We start from the raw sequence: 16,924 nt of genomic DNA on the forward strand, positions 1-16,924 counted from the left end.
AGCAGGCTGCGGGCCAGGGCGCCGCCGCCGGAACCCGACCCGCAGACGCCGCCGAACAGGCGCTCGAGGCGCAGCGCCGTTGCGGCGTCGGACGCGGGGAGGGCGGTCATCGGCCCGGCCAGAACCAGACCCGCTCCGCCCACGGCGAAGGCTTTCCAGAACAGTCTCATGCACCGTCCCCTTTCAGGGCCTGACGCGATGAACGTCCGCCGCACAGGCGCGCGTGATGAAGTCGAGAACGGCGATATTACGCCTCGGCGCGCCCCTTAGACAGGGCGATTCCGGGAAACGGGACTTTCCTGGGCGGGCGGTTCACAGGCGGAAGCGGTTGGGGGCTGCCAAGGGTGGAAAGCGGACATGAGTACGAGTAGCCTCCGTCTATGATCGTCGAGCCCAAATTCGTGTTGGCGCTGCCTATCTCCGACGAGGCGACGCTCGCTGCATTTGTGGAGCAATGCATCACTCGAAACGTGTCCTTGATCGCAGTTCAGGGCGAGGGATGCGAACGGATCGAAGATGAAATCGACAGGCTTATCGTTGGCGACGGCACGGACGATGCCCGATTTATTACGACCTCAAGTCACCCCGGCGAGACGCTCGAAGAGGCTCTTGAGTTTGCCATGGCTTGGTGGGTCAACGCTGATGGTCCCACTGAAGTGGTTCGGCTCTGACGGTTCGAAACGGGGCGTTGAGCGAAGTTCGGTTAAGGTGGAAAGCGGACGTGGGCCATGCTCTCTGACGGCATGACAGATTGGACAGAAATCTACCGCCCGGTCTTGGGGAAGGAAATCGTGGGTTTGGTTTGGATGCCGATCACCGCCGATACACCGCAACTCGCCTCAGAACTGCAAATGGCGTCGTATTCGTTTTCCGGTGCAGCGTTTGTCCGCTTTGCCAGCCAGGATGCCATCAACCTTTCTTGGCAGCAGGTGGAGGACCGTTTCGTTCTGGCGACAGCACAGGATGCTGCATGGGTCGCGCATTCACTGGATCGCATTCAGGCTGCTGGCGATCTTTGGATTGGTCTGATCGGCTCGACCCTCACGTCGGTTGAACTTTTCACCTTGCCTGACGACGAACATCGGCGGGTTGTCGGGGTCAAACATCAAACGACCAACGGCTGCTTCTGGGTGGGGACGGGCGGCAAAGACTTCGTCGGCGACCAAGATGACCTGTGGGTTGGGGTCGATTGCGATCCGCCCAATTACAGCGACCTCGTCAGCTTAGGTGTCGTCGAACCCGAGGTCCGCTAGGGGTCGCTTCCAGACATAGCCTACAGTCTGCGAAGTCGCCGTTCAGTCTAGCGCGTCGAAGTCCACCACGATCGGCTCGCGGTCCAGCAAGGCCAGCACGCGGCGGAAGCTGTCCTGGCTCAGGGCGGTGGTGGCGGTGTTGGCCAGGGGGTGGAAGTTGACGACGGCCTCCTCCCACAGGCGTCGGTCCAGCACGAAGGTCACGCGGCGGTCCGCATCATTGATCAGGCCCAGGGCCGTGACCGAGCCGGGACGTACGCCGAGCGTTTCCCACAGCAGGGTCTCATTGCCGAAGGACAGGCGGTCCGAACCCATGGCGCGATGGGCGCGCTTCAGGTCGATGACCGTGTCCTGGGCGGCCGAGATCAGCCACAGGCGACCCTTCTTGTCCTTGAGGAACAGGTTCTTGGTGTGCAGGCCCGGCAGGTCGGCCTTGAGGTCCAGGCCTTCCTCGACGCGGAAGACGGCGGGGTGGTCGTGGGTGGTCTGTTCGATGCCGTGCTCGGCCATCCAGGCCAGCAGGCGGGCGCGGTCATACGCGGGCTCGTGCAGGATGTCGGAGGCGGGATCGGCGGCGATGGCGGTCATCTCGGTCTTGTCGGGCGGGCGGCGAGGGCGATAGGGGAGGAAGCCGACCCTCAGGGTCGCCGCCTTATTCGTCAAGCTTGGGAGCCGCGTCTTGGAACTGGAATGCTATCCGATGAATGCGCGTCCGTGCGACCTGGTGCCGGGCCGCCAGTCGCGCAACTGGATGGACGCCTTCGCCAGCCGTCACCCTTATCGCTGTCTGCCGCTGACCATGGCCAACACCACGGGGTGGGAGATCCTGTGTCCCTTCGGCTTCACGGCCGAGTGGAACGGCGGGCCGTCGCAGACCGATATCAAGATCACGCCGGACCGGCCGCAGCCCGAGCTGGACCATTTCGTCACTTCGCACTTCTCGCGCGGGGTGCTGACCATGCACCCGCAGTATCTGTTCCGCACGCCGCCGGGCTGGGGGCTGATCGCGCAGGGCTCGCCCAACCACGTCAAGGACGGCATCCAGCCGCTGAGCGGCCTGATCGAGACGGACTGGCTGCCCTTCCCCTTCACCATGAACTGGATCTTCACGCGGCCGGGCCGGGTCAAGTTCGAGAAGGGCGAGCCCTTCTGCTTCATCCTGCCGGTCGAGCACCGCAAGGTGGAGCAGTTCGAGCCGGTGATCCGCTCGCTGGAGTCCAATCCCGGCATGAAGGGGCAGTTCGAGGCCTGGAACCGTTCGCGCACCGATTTCAACACCCGCCTGGCCTCGGGCGATCCGGACGCGGCCAAGGAGGCGTGGCAGCGCTTCTACTTCAAGGGCGAGGTGCCAGAGGCCCTGGGCACGGCCCCGGCGACCCACGCGAACAAGCGCCGCCTGAAGAATCCGCGCATCGGCTGAAGCCAAGCGCCTGATGCAGCAGCGCCCGCCTCCGGTGATGGAGGCGGGCGTTGTCATGTCTAGCGCCGCTCAAGCAGCGAGCCGCCGCGCGGGGAGCGTTAGCGGCCCGCTTAAGAGGTGGGACGCATCACGCGCGGGCCGAGGTTGTTGATGACCTCGCGGGCGTCGAAGGCGTTGACGTCGCCGGCGGGCTTGGGACCGCGGCCCATGACGATCTCGGCCGTGGCCTCATAGCGGTCGACCTGGCGGATGTCGCGGTCCCGGCCCCAGTAGGGATCCCAGGTGCTCCAGTAGCCGCGCTGGTAGAAGCGCCAGGACGGACCCCAGTAGGGACCGTAGCGATCGTAGTAGAAGGGATCCGGCGTGGTGTAGAACCGGGTGTCGCGGTCGGTGGCGCGGGTGACGGTGGCGAACCAGTCGTAGCCGTTCTCGACCGTCAGTTCGGCCGAGCGCAGCAGCAGGGACATCTCGACCTGATCGCGCGAGGTGACCGAATTGCCCGAGAAGCTGACGGCGTAGCGGTTGGACTCCAGGCGCTGCTCGGCATAGCCGCCCTGACCCTTCGAGCCGATCGGCTGATAGGGGGTGGCCGTCGCGCAGGCGCCCAGGGCGAGCGCGCCCGCCAGGGCGATCAGCACCGGGGTTTTGCGAAGCTTCATCATGGAAAACTCTCCTTGAGCGTTCATTGAACGCCCGTCGGTCTGAACGAGGGGTGAATGGTCAAGTTCCAAACCGCTCATCCCGCGCCCATCACAGACGCGAGACGATGAGAACGGCGGCGAGGAGCAGAAGGCATCCGACCACAATGCCGAAACCCTTGCGGAAACGCGGCGCGGTCATCTGTCGCGCCAGGGCCGCCCCGCCCAGGCCGTAGGCGCACATCGACAGGCCGTCCATGCCGACGGTGGTCACGGCGAACAGGGCCAGCTGCGGCGCCAGCGGGCGGTTGATGTCCAGGAAGGGCGGCAGGACGGCGGTGAAGAAGAGGATGGCCTTGGGGTTGGCGATCTGGACCATGAAGCCGTCGACCAGGGCGCTGCGCCCACGCTTGACCTCGATGTGCGAAGGCTCGGCGGCGGTGGCGAAGGCCCCGCGCAGGGCCTTGATCCCCAGCCAGGCGACATAGAGGGCGCCCAGGACGGCGACGACGCGGAAGACCTGGGGGAAGGCGATCACCAGGGCGCCCAGGCCCAGGGCGGCGGCCCCGAACCAGACCAGGGTGGCGGTGTTCATGCCCAGGACGGCGGTCAGGGCGGCGGCCTTGCCTTTCTCCATGCCGGTGGCGACAGCGAAGATGTTGGCCGGGCCGGGCGTCACCGCCATCACGGCCATGACGCCGAGAAAAGCCAGGTACAGATGCGGATCGACAGGAAGCGCGGCCATAAGGCCCTTTCGGGCGCAAGCGAGCTCAGGTCAAGCCGGGTCTGAACCCAGGCCGTTCAACTCAGGCTGTTCAACTCAGGCTGTTCAACTCAGGCGGGGCAGGGGACCGGGCCGTCGGAGTCCAGCGGCGCCGCCAGGGCGGTCTCCTCCAGGGCGTCCAGGGCCAGGTCGAAGCCGTACTGAGCCACCAGGCCGTAGGTGACCATCTGTTCGGGGTCGATCTGCGCCCAGGCCCCGTTGGTCGTCAGGCCGTGAACCACAGGTTCGACCTCGGCCATGGCCTCGCGGACGATGGCTTCGACGTCGATCTCGGCCAGGGCCGCCTCGGCGATCTGGCCGGCCTGGCGGGTGGCCTCGGCGGTGAAGTCGACGACGTGGGGTTGATAGTCGGACCACAGGGCGATGACGCGCAGGCTCTTCTGCGTTTCGGTCAGGCTGGGATCGGCCTGGATGCGCTCGGCGCGGGCGCCGAACTCCTCCATCTTCTGTTCGAAGACGGCGGCGGCGGCTTCCAGACGGGTATCGGCGGGGGTCTTCTGCTCTTCGGCCACGGCGGCCGAGACCGGCAGCAGCGCCAGGGCGGCGGCCAGGGAGAGCGAGGCGAGGGGGAGGGCGCGGGTCATGACGAAGCTCCTTCGACGGACGCCGCGCAGGGTCCGCCGAAGGAGGGATCGGCTCAAGTGAAATCGCGGTAAGGCGCGATCTCGAAATCCGGCGCCTTAGTCGACAGCGGGCGGAGCCGGCGGGGCGGCCAGGGCGGCCTCGATCGCCGTGCGGATCTGGGCGGGCAGGCCCCGCAGTTGAGCCGAGGCGGCGTCAGCGACGGCCAGAATTTCCGTCTTCTTCTCAGCGTTCTCAGGCTTTTCGGCCATCTGGCGCAGGAAGGCGCCGTATTCGTCGGCGAAGGCGGCGAACTTGGGCTCGTATTGGGTCAGGACCGCATCGGTGCGGGCCTTCTTGGTCGCGCCGTCCAGGCTGGCGTCGTCCATGATCGTCTCGAGTTCTGCGCCCATGCGTTCGGCTTCGACGTTGAAGGCGTCGCCCTTGATCTGGAAGGCGGCTTCCTCGGGCGAGGGGGCGGGCTCGGCGGTGATCATCGGGACGGGCGGCGGCGGATCCTGAACGGCGGCGAAGGCGGGGGCGGCGAACAGGGTCAGCGCCGCGGCGGCGGCGAGAGAAAGACGGTTCAACGGAGAACTCCGGCTGGCGACGGCCGAAGCCGTCAATAGGGATACGCCGGACGATCGACCGGAGATGAGCGCAAGTTGGCCTTGCCACCGGGCGAGCGCAAGCGTCAGCATGCGGGAATGAAACCGATCCTGCGCGCCGCTTCCGCCTTCTCCGTCGTCTTCGCCTCAGCCCTGACGCTGACGATCGGCCTGACGCCGGGCGACGCCCGCGCTCAGGCGGGGGCGCGGAGCTACGCCGTCGAGGGCGACTGCGACGGACGCCCGGCGACCGGGGTGCGGATGGCGCCCGGCTATTGCCTCGGTCTGGTGTGGCAGGGGGCGGGCCAGGACGGGCCGCGGATGCCGCGCGGCCTCATGCCGCTGGAGGGCGGCGACTGGCTGGTCACGGACCTGGGCGCCTGGGAGGCGGGCAAGGGGGCGGTGTGGCGGCTGTCGTTTGCGGCCGACGGCGCGGCGCGCTGGCGACGGCTGGCGGGCGGACTATCGATGCCGCACACGGTCAAGCGCGGACCGGACGGGCGGATCTATGTGTCCGAGATGAACCGCATCCTGACGCTGGACCCCGACGCGGCCGATGCCCAGGCCAGCGTCCGCACCGTCATCGGCGACCTGCCGGACAACCGGCTGCACGACAACCGCCACCCGCTGTCCAGCTTCGTCTTCGACGGGAACGGCGACCTGCTGGTCAATGTCGGGGCGCCCAGCGACCGCTGTCTGGATGCGGCGGGCAAGCCGAAGACGGATGCGCGCGGCGCCTGCGTTGAGGACGCTGCGACGGCGCAGGTGCGGCGGCACGCCTATCAGGGGAACGGCCGCTGGGCGGAAGACAGCACCGTCTTCGCCAGCGGACTGAGGAACTCCATCGCCCTGGTGCGCCATGCGTCGGGGACGGTGCTTCAGGCCGAGAATTCGGTCGATCTGGACACGCCGAACCATCCGTATGACGAGGTGAACGTGCTGACCCAGGGGCGCCATTACGGCTGGCCCTATTGCGTCGATCTGGCCACGCCCCTGCCGGGCTGGCCCGCGCGTCAGGCGCGCTGTGGGGAACGCGAGAAGCCGATCGCCCTGCTGCCGCCGCACGCCGCGCCGCTGGACCTGATCTATTACGACGGGGCGATGTTCCCTGAGCTGCAGGGACGGCTGTTGATGACCTGGCACGGCTTTCGCCGCGCGGCCGGACGCATCGTGGCGGTCGAGACGGACGAGGAGGGCCGGCCCCTGACCGACATCGGCGGTCGCTACGCCGTCTATCCGCGCGGGGCGCTGCCCTATCCGGCCGGGGCGCCCAGCGTGAACGGCAAGGTGCTGACGCCGGGCTGGGACAAGGTCGCCGGGCGCCATCCGCGCGGCTCGCCGGTGACGATGGCGACGGCGCCGGACGGCTCCATCTGGGTCACGGATGACAGAAGCCGGGCGATCCTGAGAATCGCCCGGCCCCGGTAGGCTTGGGTTGTCAGGGGCGGCTTAGCCCTTGCGGCCGTCCCGCTTGGCCAGGACGCGCAGGCGCAGGGCGTTCAGCTTGATGAAGCCCTCGGCGTCCTTGTGGTCATAGGCCTGGACGCCTTCCTCGAAGGTCACCAGATCCTGGTCGTACAGGCTGTTGGGGCTTTCGCGGCCGATGATGGTGACGTTGCCCTTGTAGAGCTTGACGCGGACCACGCCCGAAACCTTTTGCTGGCTGTGGTCGATGGCGGCCTGCAGCATCTCGCGCTCGGGGCTGAACCAGAAGCCGTTGTAGATGAGCGAGGCGTATTTCGGCATCAGCTCGTCCTTCAGGTGCATGGCGCCGCGATCGAGCGTGATCGACTCCATGCCGCGGTGGGCGGCCAGCAGGATGGTCCCGCCCGGGGTCTCATAGACGCCGCGCGACTTCATGCCGATGAAGCGGTTCTCGACCATGTCCAGACGGCCGATCCCATTGTCGTGGCCCAGCTGGTTCAGCTTGGTCAGCAGGGCGGCGGGCGACAGGGCCTCGCCGTCGATGGCGACCGGATCGCCCTTTTCATAGGCGATGGTGATGACGGTCGGCGTGTCCGGGGCGGCTTCGGGCGAGATGGTGCGCTGGTGCACGAACTCGGGCGCCTCGACGGCCGGGTCTTCCAGCACCTTGCCCTCGGACGAGGAGTGCAGAAGGTTGGCGTCGACCGAGAAGGGGGCCTCGCCGCGCTTGTCCTTGGAGATCGGGATCTGGTGCTTCTCGGCGAAGTCCAGCAGGGCCTCGCGGGACTTGAAGTCCCACTCGCGCCAGGGGGCGATGACGCGGATGTCGGGCTCCAGCGCATAATAGCCCAGCTCGAAGCGGACCTGGTCGTTGCCCTTGCCGGTGGCGCCGTGACAGACGGCGTCGGCGCCGACCATGCGCGCGATCTCGATCTGGCGCTTGGAGATCAGCGGGCGCGCGATCGAGGTGCCCAGCAGATACTGGCCCTCATAGACGGTGTTGGCGCGGAACATCGGGAAGACGAAGTCGCGCACGAACTCTTCGCGCAGGTCGTCGATGAAGATGTTCTCGGGCTTGATGCCCAGCTTCAGCGCCTTCTCCTTGGCGGGGGCGAGCTCTTCGCCCTGGCCCAGGTCGGCGGTGAAGGTCACGACCTCGGCGCCGTATTCCTCCTGCAGCCACTTCAGGATGATCGACGTGTCCAGCCCGCCCGAATAGGCGAGGACGACTTTCTTGGGGGCGGGCTTGCTCATCGGTCGGTGAATCCTTTCAGGAGACGCAAGGGTCAGGGGACGCTTGGGGGAGGCGTTCGGCGCGCTTAAAGGACCAGACGCGCTGCGATGCAAGCGCGGGATTGGGACGCCGGTCCGCCAATGCGTCGAGGGCGCCGCGAACCGATCCGCGACGCCCCCGTTTCAGGCTGTATTTTCAGCCGCTTAGAGGTCTCAGGCGGCCAGGGCCTTGAGGGCGTCGACCAGGTCGGTCTTTTCCCAGGAGAAGCCGCCGTCGGCGTCCGGCGTGCGGCCGAAATGGCCATAGGCGGCGGTGCGGCGATAGATGGGCTTGTTCAGGCCCAGATGCTCGCGGATGGCGCGCGGCGAGGCGCCGCCGATCAGACGGGGCAGTTCGGCCTCCAGCACCGCCTCGTCGATCTTGCCCGTGCCGTGCAGGTCGACGTGGACCGACAGGGGCTTGGACACGCCGATGGCGTAGCTGATCTGGATGGTGCAGCGGTCGGCCAGGCCCGCCGCGACCACGTTCTTGGCCAGGTAGCGGCAGGCGTAGGCGGCCGAGCGGTCGACCTTGGTCGGATCCTTGCCCGAAAAGGCGCCGCCGCCGTGCGGGGCCGCGCCGCCGTAGGTGTCGACGATGATCTTGCGCCCGGTCAGGCCGGCGTCGCCGTCCGGGCCGCCGATGACGAAGGTGCCGGTCGGGTTGATGTGCCACTCGGTGTCGGCGGTGATGAAGCCCTGCGGCAGCACCTTCTCGACATAGGGCTTCACGATGGCCGCGACCTGATCCTGGCTCAGATTGGCCTTGTGCTGGGTCGAGACGACGATGGAGGTCGCGCGCACCGGGCGGCCGTCTTCATAGTGCAGCGTCACCTGGCTCTTGGCGTCGGGCTCCAGGCCCGGCTCGGTCCCGGCGTGACGGGCGTCGGCCAGGGCCTTCAGGATGTTGTGGCTGTACTGCAGGGTGGCCGGCATCAGCTCGGGCGTCTCGTTCGAGGCGTAGCCGAACATGATGCCCTGGTCGCCCGCGCCCTCGTCCTTGTCTTCGCCGGCGTCGACGCCCTGGGCGATGTGGGCCGACTGCGGGTGCAGGTTGTTCTCGAAGCGGAAGGTCTTCCAGTGGAAGCCGTCCTGCTCATAGCCGATGTCGCGCACCACGCCGCGCACCGCAGCTTCGATTTCCTGCTGAACGCCCGGCGCCCACTCGCCCTCGGCGTTCATGATGCCCTTGCCGCGGATCTCGCCGGCCAGAACCACCAGATTGGTCGTCGTCAGGGTTTCACAGGCCACCCGCGCTTCGGGATCCTTGGACAGGAACAGGTCGACGACGGCGTCGGAAATCTGATCCGCAACCTTGTCGGGATGGCCTTCCGAGACGCTCTCGGAGGTGAAGAGGAACGACGAACGGGCCAAGGCAGGCTCCTGCGTGACGATGATGCCGTCAGACATATAAAGATATGCTTATACGTGCAAGGCGGCTTCTGTCGTGGGCGCGACCTCTCAGGTCGAGCATCGTTGATGCGACTTCTCCAAAGCGTCGCATTTTCAAGCGCCTGCCTGTCATCAATCTTCGGCAAGGGGACGGCGACTGAAGGTCGGGAGCGCGCCCATGGACGTCTTCTATTGTCTGATCCACACGCCCGAGGCGATCACGCCCGAGCTGTGCGTCCTGCCCGGCGCCACCGAGATCGAGGCCGTGCGGGGCCTGAAGAAGGTCGCGCGCGACTGGCCGCGTCTGGAGCGCATCGACCTCTATCGCGGCAACCACGAGGTCCGCAGCTTCGCCCCATCCGACTTTGCCCTGAGCCGACCGCTCCGCGCCCTGGCGGCTTGACGCCTGGCGAGCGTGCGGATGCGTGTTCAGGCAGAGCATGGGGCAGGTGTCCTTCAGGCATGAAAAAGCCCTCGGGCGAAGTGCCGGAGAGCTCGGGTCGGATAGATGGTCGGTCCCGCCTGTCGGCGGTGGTCAGGGATGGTTCAGGTCGCCATTTAGACTTGGCCCATCAGCACCTTCGTATGGGCTTCATATAAGATGCCGTTATCTGCGCTTTGGTGAATTCCGGCCAATCTGACAGCGATAGGCTCGACGCTCGTTGAGTTTGTCATGGGCGGAAGGTAGCGCTTCGCCAGCAAATAATTTCAGGCTTAGAAATGCTTACAGGTCACATCCGCAATCAGATCGACGCGATCTGGAATGCCTTCTGGTCGGGCGGGGTGTCCAACCCCCTGGCGGTGATCGAGCAGCTGACCTTCCTCATGTTCATCAAGCGTCTTGATGACATTCAAACCCTTGAGGAGAGCAAGGCTGAGGCGCTCGGCAAGCCTGTTGCGCGTCGTATCTTCCCAGAAGGAGCCGACGACAAGGGTGAGCCCTATAGCAATCTGCGGTGGTCGCGTTTCAAGCATTTCGAAGCGCGAGAAATGATGCGCGTCGTTGATGAGCACGTCTTCCCCTTCTTGCGCCAACTGGGTGAAACAGGCTCGTCTTACGGCGCTCATATGAAGGACGCTCGACTGGGTTTTTCCAACGCCAGCCTTTTGGCGCGCGTGGTCGAAATGCTCGGCCAGATCGAGATGGACGATCGCGATACCAAGGGCGATGTCTATGAATATATGCTGGGCAAGATCGCCACCGCAGGCACCAACGGCCAGTTCCGCACGCCGCGCCATATCATCAAGCTGATGGTCAACCTTATGGCCCCTCAGTCCAATGACGTGATCACCGATCCGGCGGCGGGCACCTGCGGCTTCCTGGTCGAGGCGGCTGAATACATCCGCGACCACCATCCCCAGATGCTGCGCAACAAGGAGACCCGCGATCATTTCCACAACGGGATGTTCCACGGCTTCGACTTTGACAACACCATGCTACGCATCGGCGCGATGAATATGGTGCTGCACGGTATCGAGAACGCAAATGTCTCCTATCGTGACAGCCTGGCCGAAGAGCATAATGGTGATGCGGGCAAATACTCGCTGATCCTGGCCAATCCGCCATTTGCGGGGTCTCTGGATTACGACACCACGGCCAAGGATCTGCTGAAGCTGGCCAAGACCAAGAAGACCGAACTGCTGTTTGTGGCTCTCTTCCTGCGCCTGCTGCGAACGGGCGGTCGGGCAGCAGTGATTGTGCCAGATGGTGTGCTGTTTGGATCGAGCACCGCGCACAAGGCGATCCGCAAGGAGCTGGTCGAAAAGCACAAGCTGGAGGCGATTATCAAACTGCCTTCGGGCGTCTTCCGTCCCTATGCGGGTGTGTCATGCGCCATTGTCATCTTCACCAAGACAGGTGTCGGCGGCACTGAGGATGTCTGGTTCTATGACATGACTGCGGATGGCTATAGCCTGGACGACAAGCGTACGCCGTTGCTGGACGAGAGCAAGCTGGGCGTCGGGCCGGCTGTGGCTCTGGCCGAGGCTGAACATGCCAAGAATAACCTGCCGGACATTCTGGTGCGCTGGAACGCGATAGGGATGGAGGTCGAGCGCCCCCGCACGGCGCAGAGCTTTATGGTGCCTAAGTCAGAGATCGCCGAGGGCGGTGCCTATGATCTGTCTCTCAACCGCTACAAAGAGATTGAGCACGAGGAGGTCGCGCACCAATCGCCTGCCGAGATCATTGGTGAGCTGCGTGGGTTGGAGGGTGAGATTGCGGAAGGCCTGAAGCGTCTAGAGGAGATGCTGGGATGACCTGGCCACATGTGAAGCTGTCTGACGTCGCTGATGTGGTGCGCGGTGTCACTTTTAGCAAAGCGGATGTGGGCAGTGAGCGGAGCGATACGATTCCCATCCTGCGTGCAGGGAACATACAAGATGTATTAATTCTCGATGAGGACTTGGTGTATTTGAGTCCAAATTTTGTATCCGAAAAACAAATCTTACGGTCCGGCGACATCGTTATGTGTATGTCTTCGGGTAGTGCAAATGTTCTAGGAAAATCAGCACTTTTGAAAACGACTTGGCGAGGTAGCTTCGGCGCATTTCTTGCTGTTGTTCGTGCGCGTCCGGAAAAAGTCGATGCTAACTATCTAGCCCATTATTTTCGAGAACCGGCGTTTCGTAAATGGGCGAGCAGTTCTAATGGAATCGGCATTAAGAACATTCGATTGTCGGATTTGGCGGCGTATGAAATCCCGCTTCCGCCGCGTGAAGAGCAAAAGCGGATTGCGGGGATATTGGATCAGGCGGACGCCCTGCGCCGTCTGCGCGCCCGCGTGCTCGAAAAACTAAATACCCTCGGGCAAGCTGTGTTTCAGGAGATGTTCGGGGCACACCATTCTGATTGGCCGGAAGTGCTGCTTACAGATTTTGTCGCCGATAAAGATGACATCAAATGTGGGCCGTTTGGCACGCAGTTATTGAAGTCGGAATTTCAGACCGAAGGTGTTCCTCTGTGGGGCATCAAGCAAGTTAACAAGGCATTCTCTATCCCGACGCACGAATACGTAAGCGAAAAAAAATTCAGAGAACTGCAATCGTACTCCCTTGAAGCAAATGACATTGTCATGACGCGTAAGGGCACTGTCGGAAATTGCGCTGTATATCCAGATCATCTTGGCGTTGGCGTAATGCACTCAGATCTGCTGCGTGTTCGAGTAGATCAGAGCCGTCATAATCCGATATTTCTTGCAGACCAATTTCACTACAGCCAAAAATTATCCCATCAGATTGATCTAATCTCTGGTGGAGCGATTATGGCTGGCATCAATGTAGGTAAGCTCAAGGCATTGAAAGCACTTGCGCCGCCTCGGGAAGTGCAGAACGAATACGCTACCAAGATAGAAAGGATTAGGTGCGAAGCGAATAAGCAAGCTGCTTCTTTGACAAGTTGCATAGCGCTATTTGCCTCACTCCAATCGGCTGCCTTTGAAGGCAAACTCTAATTTGCCTGCCCCGTGCCAATCTCTGGTGCGGGGCTTGTCTTGTGAAGATGCGGTCAAACTGTAACCTTGGTATTGATTTTACGAGCCTAAATTTGCCCGCCCGTTGAGGACTTTGCCCATGAGCCAGTTCGCGTTTCTAAAGCCCGAGTTTCCCGAACTGTTCAACCATGTGGCCAAGGCGGAGCAGTTGGCGCTGTCGGACCCGCGCGGGGCCTGTTTCTGGGCGCGTCTGACCTTAGAGACGGCGGTCAACTGGCTCTATCTGCATGAGCGCAGTCTAAAACGGCCCTATGCGCGGGAACTGGCCGCGCTGATCGCCGAGCCCAGCCTGACGCAGTTGATCGGCTCCAGCTTGGTGACCAAGGCCCACTACGTCAAAAATCAGGGCAACCGCGCCGCTCATGACTCGGGCCGACAGCTTACGGCACAGGACGCAGCCGCCACCTTGGCCGAGCTGTTTCACCTGACCTATTGGCTGGCGCGGACCTATGCCAAGGGCAGCCACCCCGATGCCGGAGCGAAGTTTGATGCTGGCAAGCTGCAAGCCTCGCTGACCATTTCCGCCAGCACTGTGGCCGAGATCAAAAAGCTCAGCCAGCGCCGTGACGAAGAGCGCCAAAAGCGCGAAGAGGCCGAAGCCGCCCGCATGGCGTCAGAGGAGGCGCGCCTGGCCGCAGAGGCTGAGCTGGCCGCCCTCAAGGCCGAATTCACGGCTCTGCGCCAAGCCAACCAGTCGCGCCCCGATACTCACGACTATGCCGAGGCCGAAACCCGCGACCGCTATATCGACCTGTTGCTTGCAGAAGCGGGTTGGCCGCTGGATCAGGAACGCGACCGCGAGTTCCCGGTCAAAGGCATGCCCAGCACATCGGGCGACGGGTTCGTTGACTATGTCCTATGGGGGCATGACGGCAAACCCCTTGCCCTGATCGAGGCAAAGCGCACCAAGAAGGACGCCCTGGTTGGCCAGCAGCAGGCCAAGCTGTATGCCGATTGTCTGGAAGCGACCTATGGCCAGCGCCCTGTGATCTTCTGCTCTAACGGTTATGAGCATTGGATCTGGGATGACAAATTCTATCCGCCGCGCCGCATCTCTGGCTTCTTGAAGCGAGATGAGTTGGAGCTTCTGATCCAGCGACGCGAGACCCGCAAGCCTCTGTCACGAGAGGCGATCGATGGTGTGATCGCGGGCCGTCCCTATCAAACCCGCGCCATCCGCCGTGTCGGCGAAACCTTCGAGAAGGACCGCCAGCGCAAGGCCTTGCTGGTTATGGCGACCGGCTCGGGCAAGACCCGCACCGTGATTGCCCTGATCGATCAGCTCATGCGGGCCAATCTGGTGCGTCGTGTGCTGTTCCTGGCTGACCGCGTGGCCTTGGTGAAGCAGGCGCAGAATGCGTTCAAGGCGCACCTGCCCTCTGCGCCCATCGCCAACCTGTTGGAGAGCCACCACGGCACGAATAACGACCACAAGGGCGCTCGGGTTCTGGTCTCCACATATCCGACGATGATGGGCCAGATCGAGGAAATGACCAATGGGCAGCGCCGTTTTGGTCCGGGCCATTTCGACCTGATCGTCATCGATGAGGCGCACCGTTCAGTTTATCGTAAGTATCGGGCGATCTTCTCTTATTTCGACAGCTTGTTGCTGGGCTTGACCGCCACGCCGCGCGATGAAATCGACCGCGACACCTATTCGCTGTTTGAGCTGGAAAAGGGCGTTCCGACCGATGCCTACGACCTCGAGGATGCGGTCAGGGATGGCTATCTCGTGCCGCCCAAGGGGATTTCGGTCCCCCTGAAGTTCCAGCGCCAAGGCATCTCTTACGATCAGCTTTCTGACGAAGAGAAAGAAGAGTGGGATGCCCTGGAATGGAGTGAGGACGGAGAAATTCCCGACCGGGTTGAAGCTGCCGATCTGAACAAGTGGCTGTTCAACATCGATACCGTGGACAAGGTGCTGGCGCAGCTGATGTCGGAAGGCATTAAGGTTGAGGGCGGCGACAAGCTCGGCAAGACCATCATCTTTGCGCGCTCAAGCCTGCATGCCCAGTTCATCGTGCAGCGGTTCGACGCCAACTACCCCCATCTGGCGGGCCAGTTTGCGCGGCTGATCGACTATTCCGTGCCCTATGCCCAGTCATTGATCGACGATTTTTCAGACTCCGATAAGTTCCCGCAGATCGCGGTCTCGGTCGATATGCTCGACACGGGTATCGATGTGCCGGAGGTGGTGAATCTTGTCTTCTTCAAGCCGGTACGATCCAAGACCAAGTTCTGGCAGATGGTCGGGCGAGGCACGCGCCTTTGCCCCAACCTCTTCGGCCCTTCGCAGGACAAGGAGGAGTTCATCATCTTCGACTACTGCCAGAACCTGGAGTTCTTCGGCGAGAACCCGAACATGGTCGAGCCCTCGATGGCGGCTCCCATCGGAGAGCGCCTGTTCAAGTCGCGCCTTGATCTGATCACCGAGATCAACAGCGATAAAGACGAAGACCGGGAACTGCGACGCAGCTTGATTGAGCGGCTTCGGGCGGAAGTTTCAGGGATCAATCCGGACAATTTCATCGTGCGCCCGCACCGTCGGGCCGTTGAGCGCTTCCAGGCGCAAGAGGCATGGGATGTCCTGGATGCCGAAGCCATCAATGCTCTGAAGTCAGAGTTGGCGGGCCTGCCTACGGCCTTCAAAGACGACAGCCTGCCTGCCAAGCAGTTCGACCTTCTCATTCTCCGGGCGCAGATCGCGCTGCTGAAGAAAGATGCGGCTTTTAGCCAATCACAAAAGCGTATCCGCGACATCGCTTCAGCGCTTGAACGTTTGCAAAACGTGCCTCTGGTCGCGAAGGAGATCGAGCTGATCCTCGAGATCCAGACCGATGAATATTGGCCTGATGTAACGATTGCGATGCTCGAGCAGGTTCGCCGGAAGCTGCGGGCCTTGGTTGAGCTCATCCAGCCTGAAGAACGCAAGCTGGTCACGACCGACTTCGAGGATGAGATCGGCGTCTCAACGACTATCGACTTGCCGCAAGTGGGTTCGGGCTTTGACAAGGCCAGGTTCAGAAAGAAGGCCCGAGCATTCGCCGAGCAGCACAAGGATCACATTACGATCCAGAAAATTCGCCGGGGCGAGCAGCTCACTCCGCTCGATATCTCCGAAATCGAACGGATCTTCTTAGAGAACGGCATCGCGAACGAAGGCGATATCGTAGAAGTTCAAAATGAAGGCGGCCTTGGAGCGTTCTTACGCTCTCTGGTTGGGTTTGACCGTGCCGCAGCGAAAGGGGCCTTTAGCGACTTCATCTCGGACAAGGCTGTTTCAGCCAATCAGATCGAGTTCATCGATATGATCGTGAACGCCCTTAGCGAGAACGGGCTAATCGACCCAGAGATGTTCTACGAGAGCCCGTTTACTGACATCGATGACCAAGGGATCGTTGGGGTCTTTGGCGTCGAGAAGGCCAAAGAGATCATTAGCATCGTGAGGCGCTTGAACGCAGCAGTAGCTGCCTAAGCGGTTCACGATTCATCGCCATCTGGTGAAAGATGATTTCAGAAACGTGAGGGCTGCAGATAGCGGCTCAAAGCGCTTCCCAGTGGGAACCCACGCAACTCCCAAGCGGAAGCGCCTTCTGGCTTATCCCGGCCGGGCGTCAAGCTAGTGGTGCTCTGGAAAGGTGGTGCCGCTTAGGTGACTCGAACACCTGACCCCCTCATTACGAATGAGGTGCTCTACCAGCTGAGCTAAAGCGGCCCCGGCGTCGTCCGCGTATGGAGGCGCGAGCGAGCGAGGAGGGCTCTTTATACGGGAGCGGCGGGCTTGCCAAGAGCCGATAGCATCCCCGGTTCGTCTGGTGTGGCGGCGATGCGGATTTCGGCGAAATCGAAGGGGTGCAAGGGCGTGGCGGCCGCTTCGGAGATGCAGATGGCGATGCGGGCGGATGAGGCGGCGCGAGGCAGGTCGGCCGCCAGGGCGCGGGCGGCGCGGGGGGAGTGGAGCATGACTGCATCGAAGGGTTCTGGCGCGGCCGTGTGTGTCTCGAAGGCGGCGTAGACGGGAAGGCGGCGGACCGGACGGTCGGGCAGCAGGGCGGGCAGGTCGCCCGCCGGTTCGCGCGC

The 16,924-nt window shown here is 63.0% G+C and carries 15 protein-coding genes, 1 tRNA gene and 1 pseudogene; 8 read left to right on the plus strand and 9 right to left on the minus strand.

From position 1 onward, the window contains the following. Positions 1-380: 380 nt before the first annotated feature. Both B2Y21_RS06595 and B2Y21_RS06600 read left to right on the plus strand, forming a co-directional pair. Entirely contained in the window at positions 381-671 is a 291-nt protein-coding gene (locus B2Y21_RS06595) for a hypothetical protein (protein WP_292058142.1), read from the plus strand. Between the two features lie 57 nt (positions 672-728). After that, positions 729-1,253, plus strand: coding sequence for a hypothetical protein (locus B2Y21_RS06600; protein WP_292058143.1), 525 nt, complete (start codon positions 729-731; stop codon positions 1,251-1,253). Between the two features lie 42 nt (positions 1,254-1,295). Here B2Y21_RS06600 and B2Y21_RS06605 read toward each other — a convergent pair whose 3' ends face one another. Next, positions 1,296-1,841, minus strand: a complete 546-nt coding sequence (locus B2Y21_RS06605) for a prolyl-tRNA synthetase associated domain-containing protein (protein ID WP_292058165.1) — start codon at positions 1,839-1,841, stop codon at positions 1,296-1,298. A 91-nt stretch (positions 1,842-1,932) separates the two neighbouring features. Between B2Y21_RS06605 and B2Y21_RS06610 the strand changes: the two genes are divergently transcribed. Beyond that, positions 1,933-2,673, plus strand: coding sequence for a DUF6065 family protein (locus tag B2Y21_RS06610; RefSeq protein WP_292058145.1), 741 nt, complete (start codon positions 1,933-1,935; stop codon positions 2,671-2,673). A gap of 110 nt (positions 2,674-2,783) precedes the next feature. On the opposite strand, the gene B2Y21_RS06615 is transcribed toward B2Y21_RS06610, so the two are convergent. From B2Y21_RS06615 to B2Y21_RS06630, 4 genes are all read right to left on the minus strand, one after another. Continuing rightward, a complete protein-coding gene (locus tag B2Y21_RS06615; protein WP_409410796.1) occupies positions 2,784-3,335 on the minus strand; it encodes a CC0125/CC1285 family lipoprotein in 552 nt (183 codons plus the stop codon). 88 nt (positions 3,336-3,423) lie between these two features. Then, positions 3,424-4,056 (minus strand): LysE family translocator, encoded by a 633-nt coding sequence (locus tag B2Y21_RS06620; RefSeq protein ID WP_292058146.1) that lies wholly within the window; start codon positions 4,054-4,056, stop codon positions 3,424-3,426. 89 nt (positions 4,057-4,145) lie between these two features. After that, positions 4,146-4,679 (minus strand): hypothetical protein, encoded by a 534-nt coding sequence (locus B2Y21_RS06625; RefSeq protein ID WP_292058147.1) that lies wholly within the window; start codon positions 4,677-4,679, stop codon positions 4,146-4,148. A 96-nt stretch (positions 4,680-4,775) separates the two neighbouring features. Then, complete coding sequence (locus tag B2Y21_RS06630) at positions 4,776-5,246, minus strand: translation initiation factor IF-2 (RefSeq protein WP_292058149.1); 471 nt, start codon at positions 5,244-5,246, stop codon at positions 4,776-4,778. A 117-nt stretch (positions 5,247-5,363) separates the two neighbouring features. Between B2Y21_RS06630 and B2Y21_RS06635 the strand changes: the two genes are divergently transcribed. Continuing rightward, a complete protein-coding gene (locus B2Y21_RS06635) occupies positions 5,364-6,692 on the plus strand; it encodes a PQQ-dependent sugar dehydrogenase (RefSeq protein ID WP_292058151.1) in 1,329 nt (442 codons plus the stop codon). 21 nt (positions 6,693-6,713) lie between these two features. Here the strand turns inward: B2Y21_RS06635 and B2Y21_RS06640 are convergent, their stop codons facing one another. After that, complete coding sequence (locus tag B2Y21_RS06640) at positions 6,714-7,943, minus strand: argininosuccinate synthase (protein ID WP_292058153.1); 1,230 nt, start codon at positions 7,941-7,943, stop codon at positions 6,714-6,716. Between the two features lie 192 nt (positions 7,944-8,135). Then, positions 8,136-9,335 carry a methionine adenosyltransferase gene (gene metK / locus B2Y21_RS06645; protein ID WP_292058156.1) on the minus strand — a complete coding sequence of 400 codons (1,200 nt, stop codon included), beginning with the start codon at positions 9,333-9,335 and terminating at the stop codon, positions 8,136-8,138. Between the two features lie 196 nt (positions 9,336-9,531). Between metK and B2Y21_RS06650 the strand changes: the two genes are divergently transcribed. The 4 genes from B2Y21_RS06650 to B2Y21_RS06665 all read left to right on the plus strand — a co-directional run bounded on the left by B2Y21_RS06650 (position 9,532) and on the right by B2Y21_RS06665 (position 16,319). Then, a complete protein-coding gene (locus tag B2Y21_RS06650) occupies positions 9,532-9,756 on the plus strand; it encodes an oxidoreductase (RefSeq protein WP_292058158.1) in 225 nt (74 codons plus the stop codon). A 317-nt stretch (positions 9,757-10,073) separates the two neighbouring features. Further along, the gene (locus B2Y21_RS06655; protein WP_292058160.1) at positions 10,074-11,612 is read left to right on the plus strand and encodes a type I restriction-modification system subunit M; all 1,539 of its coding nucleotides are present in this window, start codon (positions 10,074-10,076) and stop codon (positions 11,610-11,612) included. Then, positions 11,609-12,805, plus strand: coding sequence for a restriction endonuclease subunit S (locus tag B2Y21_RS06660; protein ID WP_292058162.1), 1,197 nt, complete (start codon positions 11,609-11,611; stop codon positions 12,803-12,805). Before B2Y21_RS06655 ends, B2Y21_RS06660 begins: the two co-directional genes overlap by 4 nt. 118 nt (positions 12,806-12,923) lie before the next feature. Further along, positions 12,924-16,319: a DEAD/DEAH box helicase family protein gene (locus tag B2Y21_RS06665; protein ID WP_292058164.1), complete on the plus strand. Its 3,396-nt coding sequence runs from the start codon at positions 12,924-12,926 to the stop codon at positions 16,317-16,319. Between the two features lie 164 nt (positions 16,320-16,483). Here the strand turns inward: B2Y21_RS06665 and B2Y21_RS06670 are convergent. After that, positions 16,484-16,559, minus strand: a tRNA-Thr gene (locus B2Y21_RS06670). A 47-nt stretch (positions 16,560-16,606) separates the two neighbouring features. After that, positions 16,607-16,924, minus strand: a pseudogene (locus tag B2Y21_RS06675) (uroporphyrinogen-III synthase); the annotation flags it as partial.

The sequence above is a fragment of the Brevundimonas sp. UBA5936 genome (assembly GCA_002430835.1).
Taxonomy (GTDB): domain Bacteria; phylum Pseudomonadota; class Alphaproteobacteria; order Caulobacterales; family Caulobacteraceae; genus Brevundimonas.